This window comes from Micromonospora inyonensis (assembly GCF_900091415.1).
GTDB classification, from domain to species: Bacteria; Actinomycetota; Actinomycetes; order Mycobacteriales; family Micromonosporaceae; genus Micromonospora; species Micromonospora inyonensis.
Map to the genome: position 1 here is coordinate 312,613 of NZ_FMHU01000002.1, position 22,651 is coordinate 335,263.

General features: G+C 71.3%; 19 protein-coding genes. 12 read left to right on the top strand and 7 right to left on the bottom strand.

Annotated features, from left to right (window positions below):
* Position 1 precedes the first annotated feature (1 nt).
* From GA0074694_RS16505 to GA0074694_RS16535, 7 genes are read left to right on the top strand one after another with little or no spacing between them, the layout of a single operon-like run.
* Positions 2–478, top strand: a complete 477-nt coding sequence (locus GA0074694_RS16505) for an SRPBCC family protein (RefSeq protein ID WP_091459541.1) — start codon at positions 2–4, stop codon at positions 476–478.
* The gene (locus tag GA0074694_RS16510; protein WP_091459542.1) at positions 475–1,551 is read left to right on the top strand and encodes a type III polyketide synthase; all 1,077 of its coding nucleotides are present in this window, start codon (positions 475–477) and stop codon (positions 1,549–1,551) included. Before GA0074694_RS16505 ends, GA0074694_RS16510 begins: the two co-directional genes overlap by 4 nt.
* A 59-nt stretch (positions 1,552–1,610) precedes the next feature.
* Complete coding sequence (locus GA0074694_RS16515; RefSeq protein WP_091459543.1) at positions 1,611–3,080, top strand: aminotransferase class III-fold pyridoxal phosphate-dependent enzyme; 1,470 nt, start codon at positions 1,611–1,613, stop codon at positions 3,078–3,080.
* A gap of 36 nt (positions 3,081–3,116) precedes the next feature.
* Positions 3,117–4,595 (top strand): aminotransferase class III-fold pyridoxal phosphate-dependent enzyme, encoded by a 1,479-nt coding sequence (locus tag GA0074694_RS16520; RefSeq protein ID WP_091459544.1) that lies wholly within the window; start codon positions 3,117–3,119, stop codon positions 4,593–4,595.
* Positions 4,596–4,621: 26 nt separating this feature from the next.
* The gene (locus GA0074694_RS16525; RefSeq protein WP_091459545.1) at positions 4,622–6,379 is read left to right on the top strand and encodes an AMP-binding protein; all 1,758 of its coding nucleotides are present in this window, start codon (positions 4,622–4,624) and stop codon (positions 6,377–6,379) included.
* Positions 6,376–6,969, top strand: a complete 594-nt coding sequence (locus GA0074694_RS16530; RefSeq protein ID WP_176737974.1) for an NADPH-dependent FMN reductase — start codon at positions 6,376–6,378, stop codon at positions 6,967–6,969. Before GA0074694_RS16525 ends, GA0074694_RS16530 begins: the two co-directional genes overlap by 4 nt.
* A 31-nt stretch (positions 6,970–7,000) precedes the next feature.
* Complete coding sequence (locus GA0074694_RS16535; protein ID WP_091459547.1) at positions 7,001–7,894, top strand: methyltransferase domain-containing protein; 894 nt, start codon at positions 7,001–7,003, stop codon at positions 7,892–7,894.
* A 72-nt stretch (positions 7,895–7,966) separates the two neighbouring features.
* Here the strand turns inward: GA0074694_RS16535 and GA0074694_RS16540 are convergent, their stop codons facing one another.
* The 7 genes from GA0074694_RS16540 to GA0074694_RS16570 form a co-directional block, all read right to left on the bottom strand.
* Positions 7,967–9,898 carry a bifunctional copper resistance protein CopD/cytochrome c oxidase assembly protein gene (locus GA0074694_RS16540; protein WP_091459548.1) on the bottom strand — a complete coding sequence of 644 codons (1,932 nt, stop codon included), beginning with the start codon at positions 9,896–9,898 and terminating at the stop codon, positions 7,967–7,969.
* A complete protein-coding gene (locus tag GA0074694_RS16545; RefSeq protein ID WP_091459549.1) occupies positions 9,895–10,464 on the bottom strand; it encodes a copper resistance CopC family protein in 570 nt (189 codons plus the stop codon). Before GA0074694_RS16545 ends, GA0074694_RS16540 begins: the two co-directional genes overlap by 4 nt.
* A gap of 15 nt (positions 10,465–10,479) precedes the next feature.
* Positions 10,480–11,586: an HAD-IIA family hydrolase gene (locus GA0074694_RS16550; RefSeq protein ID WP_218105716.1), complete on the bottom strand. Its 1,107-nt coding sequence runs from the start codon at positions 11,584–11,586 to the stop codon at positions 10,480–10,482.
* Positions 11,583–12,548 (bottom strand): L-tyrosine/L-tryptophan isonitrile synthase family protein, encoded by a 966-nt coding sequence (locus GA0074694_RS16555; protein ID WP_091459550.1) that lies wholly within the window; start codon positions 12,546–12,548, stop codon positions 11,583–11,585. The genes GA0074694_RS16550 and GA0074694_RS16555 overlap by 4 nt, the downstream gene beginning before the upstream one ends.
* Positions 12,549–12,711: 163 nt before the next feature.
* Positions 12,712–13,938 carry a cytochrome P450 family protein gene (locus GA0074694_RS16560; protein ID WP_091459551.1) on the bottom strand — a complete coding sequence of 409 codons (1,227 nt, stop codon included), beginning with the start codon at positions 13,936–13,938 and terminating at the stop codon, positions 12,712–12,714.
* Between the two features lie 1,476 nt (positions 13,939–15,414).
* The gene (locus GA0074694_RS16565; RefSeq protein WP_218105717.1) at positions 15,415–16,065 is read right to left on the bottom strand and encodes a sulfotransferase family protein; all 651 of its coding nucleotides are present in this window, start codon (positions 16,063–16,065) and stop codon (positions 15,415–15,417) included.
* Between the two features lie 42 nt (positions 16,066–16,107).
* On the bottom strand, positions 16,108–17,547 hold the full coding sequence (locus GA0074694_RS16570; protein ID WP_091459552.1) for an MFS transporter: 1,440 nt from the start codon (positions 17,545–17,547) through the stop codon (positions 16,108–16,110).
* A 333-nt stretch (positions 17,548–17,880) separates the two neighbouring features.
* Between GA0074694_RS16570 and GA0074694_RS16575 the strand changes: the two genes are divergently transcribed.
* The 5 genes from GA0074694_RS16575 to GA0074694_RS16595 all read left to right on the top strand — a co-directional run bounded on the left by GA0074694_RS16575 (position 17,881) and on the right by GA0074694_RS16595 (position 22,589).
* Positions 17,881–18,849 (top strand): ABC transporter substrate-binding protein, encoded by a 969-nt coding sequence (locus tag GA0074694_RS16575; RefSeq protein WP_176737975.1) that lies wholly within the window; start codon positions 17,881–17,883, stop codon positions 18,847–18,849.
* Positions 18,846–19,937, top strand: coding sequence for a FecCD family ABC transporter permease (locus GA0074694_RS16580; protein WP_218105718.1), 1,092 nt, complete (start codon positions 18,846–18,848; stop codon positions 19,935–19,937). The genes GA0074694_RS16575 and GA0074694_RS16580 overlap by 4 nt, the downstream gene beginning before the upstream one ends.
* Positions 19,937–20,770 carry an ABC transporter ATP-binding protein gene (locus GA0074694_RS16585; protein ID WP_091459554.1) on the top strand — a complete coding sequence of 278 codons (834 nt, stop codon included), beginning with the start codon at positions 19,937–19,939 and terminating at the stop codon, positions 20,768–20,770. Before GA0074694_RS16580 ends, GA0074694_RS16585 begins: the two co-directional genes overlap by 1 nt.
* A 371-nt stretch (positions 20,771–21,141) precedes the next feature.
* The gene (locus tag GA0074694_RS16590; RefSeq protein ID WP_091459555.1) at positions 21,142–22,347 is read left to right on the top strand and encodes a cytochrome P450; all 1,206 of its coding nucleotides are present in this window, start codon (positions 21,142–21,144) and stop codon (positions 22,345–22,347) included.
* Positions 22,348–22,358: 11 nt separating this feature from the next.
* Positions 22,359–22,589, top strand: coding sequence for a ferredoxin (locus tag GA0074694_RS16595; RefSeq protein WP_091459556.1), 231 nt, complete (start codon positions 22,359–22,361; stop codon positions 22,587–22,589).
* Positions 22,590–22,651 lie beyond the last annotated feature (62 nt).

Sequence of the window (22,651 nt, forward strand, 5' to 3'; positions counted from 1 at the left end):
CATGGTTTGGATCAGGACCAAGACCAAGCGCGACACGGTCATCCGCACCAGCCGCGACGAGCTGCGCAAGGTGATGCTCGACATCGTCGGCACCGGCCGGCTGATGCCGGGCGTGGAGGAGCTGTCCCAGGTCGGCGACGACCTCTACCACTACCGGCTCGCCGAGGTCTCCAACGGGGTCGTCCGGTTCACCCCGGAGTACACCGCCCGGTTCGACACCTCCGACCCGGACGCCATCACCTGGGAGCCGGTGGGCGAGTCCAACTTCCGTTCCTGGGGCACGTTCCGGATCACCGATGGCCCGACCCCGCAGGAGCAGGTGCTGGAGATCGACACCCGCTCCGAGGCGTCCGTCGACGTCGCGCGGGTGGTGGTCGTGCTGATCGAGCCGTTCGCACAGAAGGAGAGCGACGAGGTGACCGGCGGCTTCGTGAAGGCGATTCGCGAGGCGGTGGAGTCGGGGAGCGTGTCCGGATGATCACGGCGACGGAGCCGATACGGCCGGCGCGGATCGTCGGCCTGCGCACCGCGCAGGCCGGCCCGGCCATCTCCCAGCGGGAGATGTTCGACTCCTTCTACAAGGGCCTCTACGTCGACGTCCCGGACGCCGAGAAGCTCTTCATGAGCACCCAGGTCAACCAGCGCCGGCTGCTCTGGCCGCCGAAGGCCCACTACGGCGACGGCTGGCCCGGCATGCAGGCCCGGATCGAGGCGTGGGAGCAGGGCGTCCTGGCCATGGGGCGGGAGACCGTCGGCGGGGTGCTCGACGGCGTCGAGGCCGACCGGGTGGGCAGCTTCACCTTCGTCAGCTGCACCGGCTACGCCGGCCCGACCCCGGAGATGCTGCTGGCCAAGGAGTTCGGCCTGCGGAAGAACCTGCGCCGGACCTTCGTCGGCCACATGGGCTGCTACGCGGCCTTCAACGGTCTGAAGGTCGCCCTGGACTCCCTCGCCGGCCGTCCCGACCAGCTCGCCCTGGTCACCTGCGCCGAGGTCTGCTCGGTGCACCTGCGTCCCGAGGCGACCAAGGAGCAGGTCGTGGTCACCGGCCTCTTCGGCGACGCCACCGCCACCCTGCTGCTGGAGGCGGTGCAGGGCGACGTCGACGCGGTCGAGGGGCCGGTGGTCCTCGGCACGCACACCGAGACCCACCCGGAGACCTCGGCGGCGATGACCTGGAAGGTCATGGACGACGCGTTCCGGATGACGCTCTCGCCGTACGTGCCGCTCTACCTCGCCGAGACGATCCGGCCGTTCGTCGGGCGGCTCCTGGAACCGCACGGCCTCGAGGTCGGCGACGTCACGCACTGGGGCATCCACCCCGGCGGTCCGAAGATCATCGACTTCGTCGGCGACCGGCTGGAACTTCCGGTCGCGGCGCTGCGTCCGTCGCTGGAGATCCTCAACTCCTGGGGCAACTGCTCCTCACCGACGGTGCTGCTGATCCTCGAACAGATCCTGCGCACCTCCCGCCCGAAGCCGGGGGAGTACGGCGTCCTGATGGCCTTCGGACCCGGTCTGACCATGGAATCCGCCCTGGTCCGCTTCTGACGGCCCGGTCCGTCCGACCCCGCCAGCCCACCGAGAAACCCGAGAAACGGAGCCGGCCCATGGCCACCCCCAACCCGACCGAGAACCTGGTCGCCGACCTGCTCACCCAGTCCTGGGTGATCGACATGTTCACCGAGATCGGGGAGCGTCAGCGCCAGTCGATCGAGGTCTCCGGCCAGGTCCGGGAGCGCGCCGCGTCCAACCACGTCTTCTGGCCGTTCCACGCCCCGCAGTTCCCGCTGGTCGTCGCCGAGGCGGCCGGCAGCCGGATCACCGACATCGACGGCAACACGTACCTCGACTCGCATCTGGGCTTCGGCGCGCAGGCGCTGTTCGGGCACAATCCGCCGGCCGTGGTCGAGCACGTCCGGGAGCACCTGGGCCGCTCCACCGGCAACGGTTACCTCAACCTGACCGAGCTGCAACTGGTCGACCTGCTCGAGGACATGCTGCCGCACTGCCAGAAGTTCGCCTTCCTCAACTCCGGCACCGACGCCACCAACGCGGCGATCCGGCTCTGCCGGGCGCACACCGGCCGCCGGCTGGTGGCCAAGTTCGAGGGCGCCCTGCACGGTGTGCACGACCTGGCCGCGCACAACACGGCTTTCTGGTACCACGGTCACCCGACGCAGCCCTTCCCCGAGGTCACCGAGGACGGCATCGCGCCCATGCCGGCGCTCACCGGCGTCGCCCCGGCGGATCGGACCGAACTGCTGATCCTGCCCAACGACACCGCCGCCGCGCTGGCCCTGATCGAGAAGCACCGCGACGAGCTGGCCTGCGTGCTCGGCGAGGCGGTCTCCTCGTCGTTCCCGTACGCCGAGCACACCGTCCCGCTGATCAAGGCGGTCGCGGAGCGCTGCCGGACCCTCCGGGTGCCGTTCGTCCTCGACGAGGTGCTCACCGGCTTCCGCTACGGGCTCTCCGGCGCCGCCGGTCACTTCGACATCCCGGCCGACCTGTACTGCTACGGCAAGGTGGTCACCGGACTCGGCCTGCCGCTGTCCATCGTGGCGGGTCGCGCCGACATCATCGACAACATGCAGACCACCGGTCTGCCCCTGACCGACCTCGGCCGCAAGACCTGCGTGCAGACCACCCACGCCGGCAACCACCTCTCGCTGGCCGCCTCGTTCGCCTCGCTGAGTATGCTCCGCGACGCCGGACCGGCCTACTACGAGCGGACCCGGGCCAAGGTCGCCACCGTGCAGAACCGGCTTGCCGAGTTCCGTACCGAGACCGGCATCCCGCTGCGGCTGCTCGGCTTCGGCGACTTCATCGGCTCGTTCGGCTTCGTCGCCGGCGAGTCGTACGACGACTACCGGGAGTTCGCCGCCTCGGTGAACCCGATCGGCCTGTTCCTGCTGACCCTGATGCTGCGGCAGCGCGGCATCTACACGCTCAGCCTGCCGATGTTCTTCACCGGTGACGCGCACAGCGACGCGGACGTGGAGGAACTGCTCGCCGCCGTCCTCGACTCTGCCCGGGAGCTGGACAAGCACGGATTCCCGTTCGTGCTCCCGGCCTGACCACTCAACCCCTCGAACACGGATGGGCCAACGCCAATGACGACCAGCGACACCACCCCCGACACCCGCACCCCGGCCGAGATCCTAGCCGATGTCATGAGTCAGCCCTGGGTGGGCGACCTCTTCGCCGAGCTGACCCAGCGGCAGCAGAACTCCCTGGCGTTGGCCGAACAGGTGCGGGAACACGTGGTCACCAACCACGTGTTCCTGCCTTTCCACGCCCCGATGTTCCCGCTCGGCGTGGCCGAGGCCCAGGGCAGCCGGCTCACCGACGTCGACGGCAACACCTACATCGACTCCCACCTGGGCTTCGGCGGGCAGTCGCTGTTCGGCCACAACCCGCCGCAGGTGGTCGAGTTCGTCCGGGAGCAGGCGCTGCGCAGCACCGGCAACGGCTACCTCAACCCGCTGGAGGGCAAGCTCGGCGAGCTGCTCAAGGAACTCGTCCCGCACTGCGAGAAGTTCGCCCTGCTCAACTCCGGCACCGACGCCATCACCATCGCCACCCGGCTGGCCCGGGCGTACACCGGCAAGCGCCTGGTCGCCAAGTTCGAGGGCTGCTGGCACGGCACCGGCGACGTGGCCGCCCACAACACCTCGTTCTTCGCCCACGGCCACCCGAAGGTGAACCCGTTCCCGGAGATCGGCCCGGACGGCATCGAGCCGCTGACCGCCTTCACCGGCGTGCCGCAGCTGGAGATGCTGATCCTGCCGCACGACGCGGCCGCCGCCAGCAAGCTGGTCGAGAAGTACGCCGACGACCTCGCCTGCGTCATCGCCGACGCCGCCTGCCAGTCCTGGCCGTTCACCGACCAGACCATCCCGGAGCTGCGCGAGGTCGCGCACCGCTGCAAGGACCTCGGCGTCCCGTTCATCCTGGACGAGGTGCTCACCGGCTTCCGGTTCGGCACCGCGGGCGCGGCCGGTCACTTCGACATCCCCGCCGACCTGCACTGCTACGGCAAGGTCGTCTCCGGTCTCGGCCTGCCACTGGCGGCCATCGGCGGCAAGGCGGAGCTGCTGGAGGTGGCGCACACCTCCGGGATGCCGCTGACCGACATCGGCAGCAAGACCTTCGTGGTCAACACGCACTCCGGCAACCACCTGTCGATCGCCGCGTCGTACGCCTCGCTGAGCATGCTCCGCGACGCCGGACCGGCCTTCTACGAGCGGACCGAGGCCAAGGTGGCCCGGGTGCAGTCCCGCCTGGCGGACTTCCGCGCCGAGACCGGCATCCCGCTGCGGCTGCTCGGATTCGGCGCCTTCGCCGGCACCTTCGGTTTCACCGCCCGGGACTCCTACGACACCTACCGGGACTTCGGCGCGGCGGCCAACCCGCTCGGCCCGGCCGTGCTCACCCTGATGCTGCGCAAGCGTGGCGTCTACACGCTGAGCATGCCGATGTTCTACACCGGCGACGCGCACTCCGACGCCGACGTGGACGCCATCTGCGACGCGGTCATCGACGCGGCCCGGGAGATGGGTCGCAACGACTTCCCGTTCGTCATTCCCTGATCGTTCGCCACCCATCGGAGCCCATCATGAGCATCGACAGCGGCACAGGCACCGACCTCGCGATACACCCCGACCGGCGGGGCTTCACCCCCGACCCCGCCGCCGGGCTCGCCCGGCTCACCCCGGCCGGCACGGTGGCCGGCGCGCTCGTGGAACGGGCGCGCCGGCAACCCGACGCCGTCGCCTACTACCTGCCGGACGAGTCCGAGGCCGACCAGCGGATCACGGTGGCCGGGATGCTCGACCGGGCGCACGCCGCCCGCGCGGCCCTGGCCGCGGCCGGGCTGCGCCGGGGCGGCCGGGTCTGCCTCTGCCTGGACACCTCCGCCCCACTGCTGGCCGGGCTGTTCGGGGCGCAGCTGCTCGGTGCCGTCCCGTCGGTGCTGGAGCCGCCGCTGAGCGCCGGCCGCAAGCAGCTCTGGCTGGACCGGGTCCGGCACATCGTGGCGGTCGCGCAGCCGGAGGTGCTGGTCTGCGACGAGGAACTGCGCGAGGCCACCGTGGAGGCCCTCACCGGCCTGGACGTCACGGTGATCAGCCCGCCGTTCGGCGACGGGGTGGTCGCCGACCCGGTGCTGGAGGCCGGACCGGAGGAGCCCGCCTTCATCCAGTTCACCTCCGGCACCACCTCGGCGGCGAAGGGCATCGTGCTCAGCCACCGCGCGGTGCTCGCGGCGGCCTCCGCGATCGGCCTCGGCGGGCCGTTCTACGCCGACGACGTGATGGCGAGCTGGTTGCCGCTGCACCACGACATGGGCATGGTCGGCGCCACCATGACGCCGTTCCTGCTCTCCCTGCCGTCGGTGCTGATCCGGCCGCTGGCCTTCGGCACCCGGCCGGACCGCTGGCTTCGGCTGATCCACCAGTACCGGGCCACCATCTCGCCCGCGCCGAACTTCGCGTACCGGCTGGTCGCCGCGCTGGCCCGGAAGGTCGACCTGACCGGGGTGGACCTGAGCTGCTGGCGGGCGGCGTTCAACGGGGCGGAGGTGGTCGACGGGGCGACGCTGCGCGACTTCCTGGCGGCGACCGCACCGCTCGGCTTCCGCCCGGAGCACCTGCGACCCTGCTACGGCATGGCCGAACTCGGGCTCGCCGCGACCTTCTCGCCGATCGGCACCGCGCCCCGGACCGAGCCGGTCTCCCGGGCCGCGATGGCCGAGCAGGGCCGGGCGCTGGCCCCGGAGTCGGAGGAGGACAGCCACCACTACGTCTCCTCCGGCATCCCGGTGCCCGGCACCAAGGTCCGGGTCGCCGACGCCAACCACGTGGACCTGCCCGACCGGCACGTCGGCCGGGTGCTGGTGGCCAGCGAGTCGATGATGACCGGTTACCTCAACGGCCCCGCCGACCCGCTGCTCGAACTGCGCGACGGCTGGCTGGACACCGGAGACCTCGGCTTCCTGCTCGACGGTGAACTCTTCGTCACCGGCCGGAGCAAGGACCTGATCATCCTGGCCGGACGGAACTACCAGCCGCAGACCTTCGAGCGGGCCGCGGAGACCGCCGACGGGGTCAAGGCCGGCGGGGCGGTGGCGGTCGGCGTACCGGATCCGCGCAGCGGCACCGAGCGGTTGGTGCTGGTGGTGGAGAGCAGGAACCACCGGGATCCCGAGCGGTCCGCCGGGACCGCCCGGGCCGTCGAGCGCGCGGTCAGCGACCTAACCGGGGTACGTCCCGGACGGGTGGTCGTGGTCGGCCCCCGTACCCTGCCCAAGACCTCCAGCGGGAAGCTCCAGCGCCCCCAGGTGGCCGGGATGGTGGCCGCCGGATCGCTTCCGTGACCGGCGTGGAGCTGGCACTGCTCGGCGGGTCGCTGCGGCCGGGGTCGGTGAGCGAGCGGGTGCTGCGCGCCTGCGCCGACCTCGCCGCCGACCGTGGTGCCCGCTGCACGGTGCTCACCGCGGCGGACCTGGATCTGCCGCTCTACCAGCCCGGGGCCACGCACCGCCGGCCGGCCGCCGCCGAACTGCTGGCCGCGGTGCGCCGGGCCGACGGCCTGATCGTCGTGACACCCACCTACCACGGCGGCATGTCCGGCCTGCTCAAGAACGCCCTGGACCACCTGGAGGACCTGGCCTCCGACCGGCCCGCCTACCTCGACGGGAAGGTGGTCGGATCGGTCGCCGTGGGTTGGAGCGAGCACGGCGCGGCCACCGCGGTCGCCGCGCTGCGCACCACCGTGACGTCGCTACGCGGCTGGGTCACGCCGATGGCCGTCGGCGTGAACTCGATCGAGCTGGCCGCCCTCGAGGACGTGGACGCGGGTATCCGCGCCGACGCCCGACTGATGCGCCGGCTGACGATCCTGGTCGGCCAGGTCACCGACTTCGCCGGCCGGGGCTCCGCCGCCCGCCTGGTTCCCAGCGCCTGACCCACCCCATTCGCGACAAGGAGAGCGCCACGTGAGCACCCAGACCACCGACACCGGCATGAGCCAGGAGGGCTCGGTCGAGGACCTGCACCGGGCCGTGCGCGACCACTACGACAAGCTGGTCGACCTCTACGAGGACCTGTGGGGCGAGCACATCCACCACGGCTACTGGGACCTCGACGCGCCGAACGTGTCCCGGGACGTCGCGCAGCGGCGTACCACCCAGGAACTGATGCGGTTCGGCGGCATCCCGCAGGGCGCGAGGGTGCTCGACTCGGGCTGCGGCATCGGCGCGTCGGCGGTGATGCTCGCCGCCGACCTCGGCTGCACCGTCGAGGGCATCACGCTCAGCCACGAGCAGGTCAAGCGGGCCACCGGGAAGGCCGCGGAGGCCGGCGTCGGCGACCGGCTGTCGTTCCGGGTGCTGGACGCCATGCACACCGACTACCCGGACGACACCTTCGACGTGGTCTGGTCGATGGAGAGCTGCGAGCTGATGCCGGACAAGCGGGCCTACCTCGCGGAGAACCTGCGCATCCTCAAGCCGGGCGGCCGGCTCGTGGTGGCCACCTGGACCAGCCGCGACGACCGGCTCGACCCGAAGGAGGTCAAGCTGCTGCGCCGGCTCTACCGGGACTTCGCCATCTCGCACGTGCTGCCGCTGGAGCACTACGCCCGGCTCTGCGGTGAACTCGGCTACACCGACGTGCGGACCGCCGACTGGACCGAGAACGTCCGGGCCACCTGGGCGCTGTCGGCGGACATCGTCAAGCCGCTGATGCGTGACCCGTCGTACGTGTGGAAGCTGGTCCGGGCCAAGGGCGCCGACATCTTCCGCTTCCTCAACTCCGTCCCGCTGATGAAGCAGGCGTACGACAAGGACGTCATGCACTACGGCGTCTACACCGCCGTCAAGCCGGGCTGACCGGCACCGCCCCGCCACCGCACCGGCCTCCCGGCGGGACGCGCCCGCGTCGCCTGCGGGAGGCCGGTGCGGTCAACCCCGTTCGTCCGTCCCGCTCGCCCCGCCGGGCCCGCCGTCGGTCGGCGCGGCGGCGGGTCGCCCGAGCTGGGCGAGCCCGGCGGCCACCAGCACCACCGCCGCCACCGCAGCCGTCCAGGCCGCGTACCGGTGGTCGACGGACGGCACCGGTGCCCAGTCCGTCCGCACCAGGTCGAACCATTCGCCCGAGCGCAGCCGGTCGCTGCGCCGCACCAGGAGGGCGAAGAGCAGCAGCGCTGCCGTGTCGAGCGCCAGGACGATCCCGCCGACGCGGCGGGGCCGGTGGCGCAGCACCGTGGTGACCGCCCCGCCGGCGAGCAAGAACGCGGTGAGCATTCCCAGGTGTCCCACGTGGCGCTGCATCAGCCAGCTCAACACCGGGGCGAAGTAGGGCAGGTAGAGGCAGGCCACGAAGGCGGCCACCGCGGTGACCGGGTGACCCAGGGCCCGCGCCGGGCCGCTGCGGCGCAGCGTCTCCCACCACTCGAGCGCCCCGTGGAGGTCGGGCGTCGGCCCGGACCGCAGCGTCGCCCCGGCCAGCGCGCCGGGCGCGCCGCCGCCGACCAGCAGCGGGACGACCACCAGCAGGGCCAGGTGCTGGGCGATGTGGTGGGCGTGGGTCACCGCCGCGTACCGGGCGAAGCCCAGGCAGGTCACCGCCGCCAGCACCAGCATGCCGGCGAGGAAGCAGAGCGTACGGGCCGGCGGCCAGACCCGGCCGGCCCGGCGCAGCCGGCGCACGCCGGCGAGGTACAGGCCGCCGCCGATCACGGCGATGAGCAGGAAGTACGCGTCCGGGACGGGTTGCCCCAGCAGCCGGGCCACGGTCGGCGCGGCCGGCAGCGGGAAGCCGAGGAGTTCGGTGTAGACGTCCGGCTCCGCCGGGTCGACGGTGACCGGCGACGGGGCCCGGGACATGGCGACCCCGACGGCCACGATCCCGGCGAGCACCAGGATCTCGACCGCGGCGAGCCGACGGAAGGCGCCCGCACCACCGGCGGCGAGCCGGGGCAGCGTGCGCCGTCGGTGCGCGGCCCCGAAGGCACCCAGTGCCACCAGCACGACGCTCTTGACCAGCACGAGCACGCCGTACCGGGTGCTCCACAGCTCGTCGGGCCGGTACAGCCGGATCACGGTGTTGGCGATCCCGCTCAACCCCATCAGCACGAAGCACCAGAGCGCCATCGTGCTGTAGCGCCGGGCCGCCCGGGGCAGGTCACGGGTGCCGGGAAGGGTGAGCAGCGCGGCCAGGCCACCGACCCAGAGGACCACCGCCGCCGTGTGGACGCCGACGCTGCTGACCGCGATAGCGTGGTTGCCGGAGCCGGCCGAGTGGCCGGTCAGCACCACCGGGAGGGTCGCCGCCACGGCGAGCAGCGCGGTGACCGCGGCACCGGTACGGGTGATCGCCCAGCGGGTCGCGGCGAGCACCACGGCGATCATGGCCGCCGCGATGACCAGGCCCTGCCCCTGGGACACCGACATGGCGAGGCTGAGCACGGTGACCGCGGTGACCTGGTCGACCGGGTTACCGAGCAGGCTGGAGGCGGTGAGCGGCAGCGCGACCACGGTCGCCGCCAGCCAGAGCGCCGCCGTCCAGGACGCCCGGCGCATCAGCTGGTACCCGGCCGGACCGACGAGCCGGTCCAGGCCGGGCAGGAGGAACGCCGCGGCGACCGTCCAGCCGACGGTCAGGACCGCCCCCACGTAACTCAGGGCCCGGGCGACCGGCAGGGCCCACGCGGTGAACGCGCCGCCGTCGGGGAGACCGAGGATCTGCTCGCGGTCCGTGCCGCCGCCGAACCAGAGCGCGACGGCGAGGACCACGGACGCGACGGCCGCCGTCGCGGCGACGAGTGTGCCGACGCCGGGGGCACGCCGGACGACGACCGGCGGGTCGACCGGGCGCTGCTCGATCCGGGTCACCTCGGGAGCTTCCTGGTCGGCCGGCGGGGAATCCGGGTACGGGAGGCCAGGGCCACGCCGGCCGCCAGCAGCACCAGCCCACCACCGGCCACCAGCACCCAGGGCGTGCCGGAGCGCGAGGTGGCGTCCGCCGTCGCCTCGGCCGGCGGCAGCACCGCCGGCTCCTGGCCGGGAGGCAGGGCCACCCGGAAGCGGAACTCGCCCTGGACCGGGTGCCCGTCGGAGCCGACCACGCGCCAGGCAACCCGGTACGAGCCCGAGCCAAGCGGGTAGACCGGCTGACGCAGCCGGAACTGGTCGACCTCGACCGCGCCCCGCAGGTACGACCGCCCCTCCGGACCGGCCACCACGATCGTGACGAACCGTTCCCGGACGCGGTCGTCGAAGGTGAACTCCACCGACTCCAGTGGAGTCGAGATGGTGGAGCCCTCGGCGGGGGAGGTGGTCACCAGGCGGGCATGCGCGCTGGCCGGGGTCGCGGAGACCGTCAGCACGGCCACCACGGCGGCCACCGCCGCTCCCACCTGTCGGATCACCAGGCCGGCCGGGCCGGACCATCGGGGCATTCGGAACTCCTCTACTCAGGCCATACGAGTAGGAGTCGTTCCTCGTGCCCCTCCGGTTCCATCGCGAGTCGAGATCACGTTCGCCAGGCTCTCCCGGTGTCGCGGTCGGAGCAGGTCCCGGGAGTCGGCCGCGACGACGGCGGGACGCCCCTCGTCCCGGGCGGACCACACCGTGTGGCACAGCACCCGGACGCCGTCGGCGGGGTCCCCGGGGCCACCGGTCAGCACGATCTCGTCGCCCTGCCGGCGGGTGCGCCAGGGGCCGCAGGCGTACGAGTCGTCCGCACCCCGCACCGGCGGCGGCGCCCGGAAGAGACCGCGCAGGTCGGTGACGACGTGGGTCGGCCGCTGCGGGGGCGGCGCGTCGAGCAGGTCGTCGACGCGGGTGACCCCGGTCAGGACGAGCACGCTGTCCAGGCCGCTGCGCCGGGCGCCCTCGACGTCGGTGGTCAACCCGTCGCCGACCATCACGTGCGGGCCCGGCCCGCGTCGGCGGGCGTACCCGAAGATCGCCGGCTCCGGCTTGCCGGCGACCAGCGGCACCCGCCCGGTGGCCAACGTCACGGCGTGCACGAGCGCGCCGTTGCCCGGTGCCATCCCGCCCTCCCGGGGCACCGCGAGGTCCATGTTGGTGGCGATCCAGGGCAGTCCCCGGGCCACGGCGTAGGACGCCTCGGCCAGTTGCCGCCAGTCGACCTCGGGGGCCGACCCCTGGACCACCGCCACCGGGTCGTCGGCGGCGGTGCGGACCGGAATCAGCCCCTCCTCGCGCAGGGCCGCCAGCACCGCCGCCCCGCCCACTGCGAGCACCCGGGACCCGGCCGGCACGGTGGCCGCCGCCATCGCCGCCGCGACCTGTGCCGAGGTGACCACCGACGAGGCCGGCACCGGGACGCCGAGCCGGTCCAGCAGGGCGGCCACCTCGGGTGGCGTCCGGGAGGGGTTGTTGGTGACGAAGATCCGCTCCCGTCCGCGCCCGGCCAGTTGGGCGATGGCCGACGGGGCGTGGTCCACCGCGAGGGCACCGCGGTAGACCACGCCGTCCAGGTCGAACAGCATCGTCCGGTAGCGCTCGACCAGCGGGCGGTCGTCACGCCACGAGCCGGTCTCCACAGTGGTCACTCAGCGCAGTCAACCACGAAGTGGCTCGGCCGGCCGTCCCGGTGCACCAGCTTGCCGGTCTTCTCGGCCTCGGCCCGGGGCATCAGCGCGAACCGGCCGTCGGTCCGCAGCACCGCCACCGAGTGCCAGGGGGTCAGCCACATGTCCCGGATCTCCAGCATCCGGATGCCGAACTTCGCCGCCCCGCAGGGCTGCGGGTGGATGGAGAGCCGGACCGACACCGGGTAGTGGTCGGCGATCAGGTCGCCCCAGGCGCGGCTTCGCTGGATCACGCCGTACGCGCGCTGGCGGCAGTCCCGCTGGAGGGCGGCCTTGCTGTCGTGCCACTCGCTGACGTCCTCGACGAGGAACCGGGTGATCCCCCGGTAGAGGCTCAACGTCCTGTCGTCGGAGCGGACCTCCTCTCGCAGGCTCTCCAGCGACTGGGCGTACTGCTCGGTGAGCAGCTTGCGCTTGCCGTCGTAGTCGTGTCCCGGGTAGACGTCCTGGAGGCTGAACGCCTCGATGTGGGACAGCCCGTGTCGCTCGACCATCGCCTGGATCTCGTCGCCGTACTGGGTGATGTGGTCGTCCGGCACGCGGATCAGGTCGCCGAAGACGTGCCCGTCGGAGCAGAGCAGCATCCGCGCCCCGGGGGTGTGCACCTTGGCGACCTGGTCGCAGAGCTGGTTGAGGAACTGCAGGGAGAGCAGTTCCCCCATGTCGGGCAGGTGACCGAGGACCTTGCGCCGGTTGGGCGACTTGCACGGGAAGGCCGGCAGGGTGAACAGGATCGGTTCCTGCCGGTCGACGAAGTGGCGGATGGCGGCGAGCTGCTCGGCGAAACAGTCGGTGTGCTCGTGCTCGCCGGCCTCGGACCGGCGGTGCGGCAGGAGGAACCGCAGGATGACGTTCGAGATCAGCTCGGCACTGTCGTTGCCGAGGGTGTGGCCCTGCGGCACGGTGGGGGTGGAGCTTGGCATGGTCTTCTCCCAGCTGACATCACGCTATTGAAGGGGAGGGGCCCGAGCCGACGGTCGTCGGTGGCCAGGCGCGGGTGGCCTGGTAGCTCGGGAACGCGCGCGTTCGCGCACGGCCGACCGGCGTCGGCCGCGTGGGATGGTCGTCGGACGGGATCCGGGCGGTTCAGGGCGTCGCGGTGAAGGTCACCGGTAGGCGTTCCACGCCCCGGCCGAGGACGGCCGGGATCCACCCCAGCTCGTCCGGGTCGGCGGCGAGCTTCAGGTGCGGCAGGCGCCGGAGGATCGTCTCCAGCGCGATCTGGAGTTCGGTACGGGCCAGACCGGCGCCCGGACAGAAGTGGATGCCGTGCCCGAAGGCGATGTGGGGGTTGGGCGAGCGGTCGAGGTCGAGTTCGTCCGCCCGCTCGAACCGGGCCGGATCCCGGTTGGCCGCGGCCAGGGACACGATGACCGAGTCACCGGCGGGGATCCGGGTGCCGAACAGGTCGCTGTCCTCCCGGAAGAACCGCCAGGTGGTCAACTCGAAGGCACTGTCGTATCGCATCAGCTCCTCGGCGGCGCGGGGCAGCAGTGCCGGATCGGCGGTCAGTCGTTCCAGCGCCTCCGGATGCGTCAGCAGGGCCACCATCGCGGTGTTGATCTGGTTGGTCATCGGCTCCTGACCGGCCACCAGGAGCTGGAAGATCATCGAGGAGAGTTCCTCGTTGCTCAGGCGGCCGTCGTCGTTGGCCTCGACCAGCTTGGAGAGGAGGTCGTCGCCGGGATTCGCCCGCCGGTCCGCCTCCACGTCGGCGATGTACGCCTGGAGGCCGTGCAAAAGGCCGATGTAGTGCGCCCGCTGCGGCGACCGGGGGCCGACCGGCTGGACCACCCGGCACCACTCCCGCCGGAACCGGCGCGCGAGGTGGGGCGGCAGGCCGATCACCGTGCTCAGCACCAGGAACGGGAACCGGGCGCTGAAGCCCTCGACCAGGTCGCCGTGCCCCACCGGCGCCAGCTCGTCGAGGAGTTCGTCGGCCATCGCCTGGAACCGCGGCCGGAGCGCCTCGAGACGCCGTGGGTGGAGCGCCTCGGTGACCAACCGCCGCATCTCCGTGTGCTTGGGCGGATCCTGGTGCAGCAGGTGGACCTGGAGCTGCGAGTGCTGCGGCTCGGGCATGATGGCGGCGAGCCGGCGCCAGGCGTCGTTGCCCAGGTCGTGGTTCTTGCCGAGCCGTGGATCGGTCAGGGTGCGTACCGCCGCGTCGTATCCCGTGACGAGCCAGCCGGTCACCCCGCTGGGAAACTCGACGGGATGGACCTCGCCTTTGTCACGTAGCTGCTGGTAAGCGGTGTACGGGCAGCGCTTGAACTCCGGCCCGTAGAGCGGATACGGCTTTTCTGAGGTCATCGATGTCTCCAGGGAAGGAACTGGCGGCGCGGATGGTGTTCGTCCGGATCACCCGTGGGTCACCGACGTCACGGGCGACGCCGGCCGCGCTCGGCCCAGCTCGGGAAATGGTTTTTTCTGCGGCGTCGTCGGTGCGATGTGACATGCGGTAGGTCACGCCTGTTCCTGACTCCAGGAAGTGGCCAGGCATGCTCCGCAGATCGGCCCGGCGGTGAGGAGAGCAGCTGGCCGGACGGCGTCCGGCCTCGGGCTGTCCTCAGCGAGCACGCGCCCTGACCTGCGGCGTTGTTGCTGATTCGGCCTGCCCGTCCGCGCGCCGGAAGGGGTGTCGCCGCGTCGGACCGGTCGGATGTGCGAGCGCGGTCATGACCGCGGAAAGCCCCGTTCCTGGCGTCGCCGTGGTGGCGTCCCATCCGTTCGAAGTGCTGCCCCCGTGCGGCGGGCGACGCCTCGACCGGAGGTCGTGGCTGCACGACGTCCGCCGCTTGATTTTGTGCATCCGATCTCCTCTGATATCGGCGCAAGTCTATCTAGCGGGTGGACTCCACCCGATCAGACGGATCATCTGTCGGGTGGAGCTTCCCCCAGGAAATGTAACGCTCCATCACGAGTTAATCACTCACTTAATGACCTTGATCGAGGTGACGGAATCTTCACACGAGGGCTTGAGGTGAATGTTCATTCGGCAACGTTGCGCTCGACGCGCCGTCTTTGCCGCATTTTGCACGCGTTTTTTGTCGTCCAGTGACGATGGCCCGGCGCGGGCCGTGCGCAGCTGCTTCTGTCGTGCCGAGGGGCGGAGTCTGTAGTGTCCGATGTTCCTATGGCGGAAGATGTGTGCGGGAACCTTTTGTAGGTCATCAACGACTGCCCGATATAAAATGAAATATACAAATATGTAAACGGATGCGGGCAGTGTCGGGAAATCTCGCCATCAATCACCGTCAGGCGTCTGCGGGGCGGCCGCCGGGAAGAGGTGGAGGCGTGCTCGGGGCTCCGTGGCTGCGCGGGGGCGTCACCGGCTCCGACCGGAGCGGGCTCTGGTGATCACGGTACGGCCGCGCCGGCGGACGCGGTGGGCGACGTTCCGCTGTCAGGGTGGCCGACGTGGGCGCCTGCCCGAGGTGTGTCGCGTCCCGCCGGCCGGGAGTCGCCCGTCATGGACGGGGCTCGGCAGCCCCGGCACGCTCACGCCGGTGCGGGTGACCCGGAGCCGGGGACGACCGGCGGGGCGGAGGTTCGCCTGTCCACGGAGACCCTGCGGTCACCGCCGGGAACGGGCGGCGATCGGCCGTGGACGCAGCGGCGGTGCGTCCAGGGGCTTTCGGGGCCGAACCGACGGACCGGTCGCCGGGGCGGAACGGGCGGCAGGCCGGCGGCGGGCGATCATCCACCGCTCCGCCGGATGCCGGCCGGCGTGGCCGGCGGCGGATCCGTCGGACCCGCCGCCGGCTTCCCGCCATCCGGCCCGGACGGTCAGCGGCCGGGGCCGCGCAGGTCGCTCGGTCGTTCGTTCAGATGCGGATACGGATTGTCCGGCACCGCCACGCCGAGGAACCGGCAGAGCGGCTCCCAGCCCTGACCCGGCTGGTATTCGAGAAGGCGGTCGGCGGGCACCTCCCGGCGGACCGCCTCGTTGTGCCGCTCGTAGCAGGCGATGACGTGGTCGCGGTCGTCGATTCGGCCGTCGAAGCAGCGCGGCACGATGACCCGGTGCCCGACGAGGGTGGCGGTCTGGACGAGTGGTTCCGCGGGCCGGTCCGGGAAGTGGGTCGCCAGCGCGGTGCTCCCCTCGCCCCGCCGCAGCACGTTCAGGATGGTCTTCTCCATCGACTCGTACCAGGCTGCGGAGTCCCGGGTAGTCAGGATGATCTTGGCGTTCGGGTACTCCTGCATCAGTTCACGCCAGAAGGCGGTCCCCGGCCACTCCACGCTCGCGCGGTAACCGTCGAGTGCCGTCCGGAGGGAACTGACGTCGTTCTCCGCCGCGGCCAGCCAGTACTTGGCATGATCCGGCTCCTCGAAGAGCGTGCTGAAGTGGTAGCACGGGTCGAAGCCGAGCTGCACGAGGGCTGCCTGTAGGGAGAGGGTGCCAGTCCGGCCGAAGCCGACCCCGATCACGTCCATTGAGATGTGTCCTTCCACGGTGGAAACAGGTGCCGGGCGGTGTCAGTCGAGCGCCTTCTCGGGCATCACCTCGATCGGGTTGGCCACGGCGGGCCGGGTACGGCGGGCCGCCAGCCACAGGCCCACGGCGAGGACGACGGCGGTGAGCGTGGCGATGACGAGCGCGGTCGTCAGGGCGTTCCGCATGCCGGCTACCGAGTGGTCGGAGGCGGCCCAGACGGCCGTCGCGACGGCCGGACCGAGGGTGAAGCCGAGCATCCGCCCGGACTGGAGAGCACCCGCCGCGGTGGCGGCGAGGGCACGCGGGGCGGCCCGCATCGCCATGGCCTGGGAGGGCCCGCCGAACAGGGCGGTGCCGGCCCCACCCACCGCCAACCGCCAGGCCAGGTCCGCCGGGGTCCAGTCGCTGTCGAGCGGCTGGACCAGCAGCACGGAGGCCGCCACCAGGAGCGCCCCGACGAGCGCCACCGGCCCGGGTGACCAGCGGTCCGCCAGGGTGCCGCCGACCGGTGCGAAGACCGCCATGGCCAGCGGGTACGCCAGCACCGTCAGGCCGGCGACGGCAGCGCTCGTGCCGAGCACCTGGAGCAGGAAGAACGGCACGATGAACGCCAGCATCGCGTACCCCAGCGAACCGGTGACGATCGCGAGCGTCGCGACCGAGATCTCCCGCGTGCGCAGTAGGTCCAGTACGGGCCGGTTGGTGCCTAACCGGTGCCAGAGCACGAGCGCCGGCACGGCGAGCAGCGACAGCAGCAGCCAGGCCGTGCCGCGGTCCGGAGCCAGCGTGACACCGCCCAGCAGCGCGCCGACCGCCACGGCGATCAGTCCGGCGGCGAGCAGCCACTCCCGGTCCGGCAGCCGGAACGCCTTGCCGGTGGCGGGAATCGTGCGGAGGCCGATCGGCAATACCACGGCGCACACGGGTACGACCACCAGGAAGGCCGCGCGCCAGCCGATCGTGTCGAGCAGGAATCCGCCGAGCGACGGGCCGGTGATCGCGCCGAGCGGTCCCATGGTGGCGATGACGCTCATCGCCCGGCCGTGCGCGTCGGCGCGTACCGCGAGGGCGGCCAGGGCGGGGGCCATGGCGAAGATCATCGAGGCGAAGACGCCCTGCAGGACCCGGGCGGTGATCAGGGCCTCGATCCCCGGGGCGGCGCCGGCGACGAGGCTGGTGAGCCCGAAACCGCCGACCGCGACGGCGTACGCGGCCCGGCGGTCGATCTGGTCGAGCCAGCGTCCACAGGGCAGGACCAGGATCACCGCCGGCAGGAGGTAGCCGACCGCGACCCACTGGGTCACGCCCTGGGTGGTCCCGAGTTCCTGCTGGATGACGGGGAGCGCGACGTGTACGACGTTGATCTCCAACATCACGAGGAAGGAGATCAGACCCGCGGTGAGCACGACCGCCCAGCTGTTGCGTTGGCGCGGTTCGGCTGGTCCGTTCGGCGGAGGTGCGATCTCCCGGCTCTGCGTCACGTTCCTGCTCCATCCACGCGGTCGTCGGGGGGCTGTGTCTGAAGGTAGTCGCTCCGCTACCGGATTTGGTTCACGAGGATCACGAGATTCTTGAATGTCCCCGCCTCCTGCCGCGGGACTGGTATGTCCGATGCTGATCGCACAACCGTCGGGAACTTCCCGGGTACGGAGCGCGACTAACGGAACATGACTGAGATGTTGGCAGGGAGGCGGGCCGCCCGAGCTGCGCGGACAGCCTGTCCTTTCCCTCGCGTGGGACGGGCGCGTCGGTCTCGGCCATCCGGTGCCGACCGGCGGCACCGGTTCCCGAGGACCGCCTCCTGGCTGGCCGTCATGGTGAGCGGCGTGGTGGTGCTGGCCGGCTGCGGCGGCACCGGCCCGGACAACGGGAACAGCGCGACCGGCACGGTGACCATCAAGGACTGTCAGGGCAGGGACGTGACCGTGCCCGCGTCGCCGCGCCGGGTGGTCACGCTCGACGGCTACGCCGCCCAGGCCATGGCGAGACTGGGACTGGCCGACCGGATCGTGGGAACGGGTTACCCCGCCCCGTTCGGCTCCGACCAGCAGCCCTTCCGTGGTGAGCTGGAGAAGCTGCCCGTGCTCGGGCGGAACGTGGCGCCCACGGAGGTGGTGGCCGCCGCCAATCCCGACCTCGTGCTGACCGGTTTCTCCAGCTTCGGCCAGGCGCCGGGCAGCCCGAGCGACGCCGACCTGGAGACGATGAGGGCCAAGGGCCTGGCCGCCTGCCTGGGTGACGAGAAGAAGGGCGCCCCGGCGAGTCTCGCCTCGACGTACGACTTCCTCACCCGCCTCGGCCAGGTGTTCCAGGTCGAGGCGCGGGCCGGGCAGGTCGTCGGGGAACTGCGCGCCCGGGAGCAGGCCGTGGCCGCGAAACGGCGCTCGGACCGACCGCGGGTGCTGATCCTCCAGGACAACCCGGTGGCCGGGCAGCCGCTGAAGACCTCCGGCACGGTGACGATCGCCCACGCCCTGATCGAGGCGGCCGGCGGCCAGAACGCCTTCACCGACGTGACGTCGATGCACGCGGACGTCTCACCCGAGGAGGTCCTCAAGCGGGACCCGCAGGTCATCTGGGTGATCAGTGACTATCCGTTCGCCAAGGTGAAGGGTGAGGAACTGCTGCGGCAGGTGAAGGCGAACCCGCTTCTGGCCAACACGAGCGCGGTCCGGCAGGGCCGGGTCGTCGGCACCTCACAGTTCCTGGTCTCCTTCCCGACCCCGCTCAACCTGGACGGCCTGGAGCAACTCGCGGCCGGGCTGTGGACGGGGCGGCCGTGACGGTCGCGGAGGCGCCCGCCACCCCCGGCAGGGAGGCGAAGCGGCGGATCGGCCGGCGTCCGGAACGTGTCCCGTACGCCGTGGTGCTCGGTGGACTGTTCGCCATGCTGCTGGTGTCGCTGGTCGCGGCCACCGGCATCGGCCCGGTCCGGGTGCCGGCCGACGAGGTGGGCCGGATCCTTCTGCACCACCTGACCGGCGGCGGGGACAGCGCGTCGACCTCGGATCTGATCGTGTGGCGGATCCGGTTCCCCCGGGTGCTGCTCGGTGCCGTGGTCGGCGCCGGGCTCGCGCTCTCCGGCGCCGTGGTGCAGAGCGTGGTGCGCAACCCGATCGCCGACCCGTACCTTCTCGGGTTGTCCTCCGGCGCGTCGGTCGGCGCGGTGGTCGTGCTGACCACCGGCCTGGCCGTGCTGGGCGCCCTGACGCTGCCCACGGCGGCCTTTCTCGGCGCGGCCGCCGCCATGGCCGTGGTGCTGATCCTGGCGCGGCAGCACGGCCGGCTGCTGCCCCTGCGGCTGGTGCTCGTGGGGGTGGCGTGCGCGCACCTGCTCGGTGGGGTGACCTCCTTCCTGCTGACCCGCTCGGACAGCGCGGCGGTCCAGCAGCAGATCATCTTCTGGTTGCTCGGCGGCCTCTCCGGAGCGCGCTGGGAGTCGCTGGGGGCCCCCGCCGTGGTGGTCCTGGTCGGCACGGCGTTGCTGATGCTGGTGAGCCGGCGGCTGAACGTCCTCGTGCTCGGCGAGGAGGCGTGCGCGGCGCTCGGGGTCTCCGCCACCGTCCTGCGGCGTCAGCTGCTGATCCTGGTCACGCTCCTGACCGGCACGGTGGTCGCGGTGTCCGGCGGGATCGGGTTCGTCGGTCTGATCGTGCCGCATCTGGCCCGCATGCTCGTCGGGGCCGACCACCAGCGGATGCTGCCGGTGACCGTCACGCTGGGGGCGCTCTTCCTCATCTGGTCGGACGTCGCCGCCCGGATGCTGATCTCGCCGACGGAGCTGCCGATCGGCATCCTCACCGCGTTCCTGGGCGTGCCGTTCTTCCTGCTGGTCATGCGGGCCCGGGGCCTGGCCGGAGAGGAGATGTGATGGACCTGTCCGTCGACGGGGTGTCGGTGACGCGGGGTGGCCGGAAGATCCTCAGCGAGGTGAGCCTGTCGACCCGGGCGGGTGACTTCACCGCGCTCGTGGGGCCGAACGGCAGTGGCAAGAGTTCCCTGCTGCGCACGGTCTACCGGGCCTACCGCCCCGACGCCGGGACGATGCTGATCGGTGGCCGTGACGTCTGGAAGATGACCGCGGCGGAGGCGGCCCGGCACACCGGCGTGCTGGCCCAGGAGCAGCACTCCGGTTTCGAGTTCACCGTCTTCGAGACCGTCTGCCTGGGGCGCTCGCCGCACCTGGGTACGTTCGACCGCTTCCGCGCCGTGGACCGTCAGGTGGTGGAGGAGGCTCTCGAGCAGACCGGGTTGGTGGACCTGGCGCACCGCCGGGTCGGGCAACTGTCCGGAGGGGAACGGCAACGGGTCCTCCTCGCCCGCGCCCTGGCGCAGGAACCGCGGCTGCTGGTGCTCGACGAGCCGACCAACCACCTCGACATCCGCCACCAGCTGGAGTTGATGGAGCTGGTCCGGGGTCTCGGGGTGACCACGGTGGCCGCGCTGCACAGCCTCGACCTCGCCGCGACCTACGCGGACTCGGTCGTCGTCCTCCAGGAGGGGCGGGTCGTGGCGACCGGCGCGGCGGAGAGCACGATCACCCCCGCGATCCTCCGGACGGTCTTCGGGGTCGACGGCCGGATCGACACGGACGCCGACACCGGCCGGGCACTGCTGAACACCCGTCCGCTGTGTGTCTGCCCCGCCCGGTCCTGTCACTGGAGCTGCAAGCCGTCGGACGCGTCACGGGTGAGTCAGATGTAACGCCGAAATCGTCGGGGTCGTCACGCCCGCCCTGTCGCGGGCGTATCGATCATGCCCATAGATGGTCGAACAAAGGCGGCCGAAATGCCGGCAGATTGGGTCAAAGACTCTACTCGCATCGATCATAAAAATAGTCCGTGATGATTGAAATGACATGTCGGCAATCTCGCTGTCGCGGTCTTTACCCTGGGATGTTCGTCGATGTTGCTGGTAGATTGCTGCGGTACCTGGGGACGCGCGGATGCATGTCGGCGCAAGGCCGTGCCACTCGACCGTGTCGACGTTGACCGGCCACCGGCAATCCATGTTCGTCCTCGTTCCCGCCGGGGTCGGCGCGGGCCGACCCCGCTGATTGCTGCTAGAGGGGCACGATGACGGCTGACCACACCACCGAAGCGCCCGCCTACCCTTTCGGGCCGGTTAGCAAGCTCGATCTCCATCCCCGATACGCGGAGCTGCGCCGCACCGAACCGATCACCCGCGTCCGCATGCCCTACGGGGGTGAGGCATGGTTGATCACGGGCTACACCGAGTTGAAGCAGTTCCTCGCCGACCGCCGATTCAGCTCGCTGCGGGCCACCGAACCGGACACCGCCCGGGTGACCCCGTTGCCCCTGCGCAAGGGAAACCTGCTCTCGATGGATCCGCCCGAGCACACCCGGATCAGGCGGGTCGTCGCCGGTGCCTTCACCAAACGTCGGATCGACGCCCTCGCGCCGCGTATCAAAGAGGTGGTGCACGAGCAGCTCGACGCGATGGCGAAGCACGGTGCCCCGGTGGACGCGGTCGAATACCTCGCCGTTCCGGTGCCGGTGACGATGATCTGCGAACTCTTCGGCATCTCGTACGACGACCGGGACCGGTTCCGGCAATTCTCGGACATCTTCGTCGCCACCAGCGGGGCACCGCCGGAGGAGATCGAGCGGTCGCGCAACGAGTTGGAGGCGTACCTGGGTGAGCTCGCCGAGCAGCGCCGACGGGAGCCCAGGGAGGACCTCGTCACGACCCTGCTCGAGGCGTTCGAGCAGAAGGACCGGCTCAGCGAGACGGAGATGCTGCGGACCGGCATCGGGATCCTGATGGCGGGCCACGAGACGTCGCTCAGCATGATCGCGAACGTGCTCTACCTGCTGTTGGCCCAGCCCGAACTCTGGGCTCAACTGCGCGACGACCCGCGCCTGGTGCACAGCACCATCGAGGAGATGCTGCGGGTCATCCCGCTCCGCTCGGTGGGCAGTTTCCCCCGGGTGGCGGTCGAGGACGTCGAGATCGCCGGGGTCACCATTCGCGCCGGTGAGACCGTGGTCTTCCAGCGGGCTTCGGCGGACCGTGACGAGAGGATCTTCGACAATCCGGAGGAGATCGACCTGACCCGGTCGCACAATCCCCATCTGGGGTTCGGGCACGGGGCGCACCACTGCCTCGGCGCGTCGATCGCGCGACTGGAACTTCAACTCGTCCTGGAAGGGCTCATCGAGCGCTTCCCGCAGCTCCGGTTGGCCGTGCCCGCGGACGAGGTGCCGTGGAAGCCCGGTCTGATCGCCCGTTGCCCCTCGGCCCTGCCGGTCGAGTGGTAGGAGGGCCGGCGATGACTGCGCGACAGTGGAAGGTGGAGGTCGATTCCTCGTGCATCGGCTCCGGGGTGTGTCTGGCCACCGCGCCCGACCGCTTCCGGCTGGTGGACGGATGGTCGGAGCCGGTGGAGCAGGTGGTTCCGGAGGGCGATCCGCTGGTCGTCGCGGCGGCGGAGGTCTGCCCCGTCAGCGCGATCGGCGTACGTGACGCCGAGACCGGATCCGAGCTGCGGATTATCAGTTAGGAATGTAACGGTAATGGGTCGGGGGTGCCGTGTCGTCGGGACCGGCCGGATGTGGCGGGGGC

What these genes read in the sequence shown, in the direction of transcription:
- GA0074694_RS16505 (WP_091459541.1), top strand. Translation starts at nt 2, where the DNA reads ATGGTTTGGATCAGGACCAAGACCAAGCGCGACACGGTCATCCGCACC.
- GA0074694_RS16510 (WP_091459542.1), top strand. Translation starts at nt 475, where the DNA reads ATGATCACGGCGACGGAGCCGATACGGCCGGCGCGGATCGTCGGCCTG.
- GA0074694_RS16515 (WP_091459543.1), top strand. Translation starts at nt 1,611, where the DNA reads ATGGCCACCCCCAACCCGACCGAGAACCTGGTCGCCGACCTGCTCACC.
- GA0074694_RS16520 (WP_091459544.1), top strand. Translation starts at nt 3,117, where the DNA reads ATGACGACCAGCGACACCACCCCCGACACCCGCACCCCGGCCGAGATC.
- GA0074694_RS16525 (WP_091459545.1), top strand. Translation starts at nt 4,622, where the DNA reads ATGAGCATCGACAGCGGCACAGGCACCGACCTCGCGATACACCCCGAC.
- GA0074694_RS16545 (WP_091459549.1), bottom strand. Translation starts at nt 10,464, where the DNA reads ATGCCCCGATGGTCCGGCCCGGCCGGCCTGGTGATCCGACAGGTGGGA.
- GA0074694_RS16555 (WP_091459550.1), bottom strand. Translation starts at nt 12,548, where the DNA reads ATGCCAAGCTCCACCCCCACCGTGCCGCAGGGCCACACCCTCGGCAAC.
- GA0074694_RS16560 (WP_091459551.1), bottom strand. Translation starts at nt 13,938, where the DNA reads ATGACCTCAGAAAAGCCGTATCCGCTCTACGGGCCGGAGTTCAAGCGC.
- GA0074694_RS16565 (WP_218105717.1), bottom strand. Translation starts at nt 16,065, where the DNA reads ATGGACGTGATCGGGGTCGGCTTCGGCCGGACTGGCACCCTCTCCCTA.
- GA0074694_RS16575 (WP_176737975.1), top strand. Translation starts at nt 17,881, where the DNA reads ATGGTGAGCGGCGTGGTGGTGCTGGCCGGCTGCGGCGGCACCGGCCCG.
- GA0074694_RS16585 (WP_091459554.1), top strand. Translation starts at nt 19,937, where the DNA reads ATGGACCTGTCCGTCGACGGGGTGTCGGTGACGCGGGGTGGCCGGAAG.
- GA0074694_RS16590 (WP_091459555.1), top strand. Translation starts at nt 21,142, where the DNA reads ATGACGGCTGACCACACCACCGAAGCGCCCGCCTACCCTTTCGGGCCG.
- GA0074694_RS16595 (WP_091459556.1), top strand. Translation starts at nt 22,359, where the DNA reads ATGACTGCGCGACAGTGGAAGGTGGAGGTCGATTCCTCGTGCATCGGC.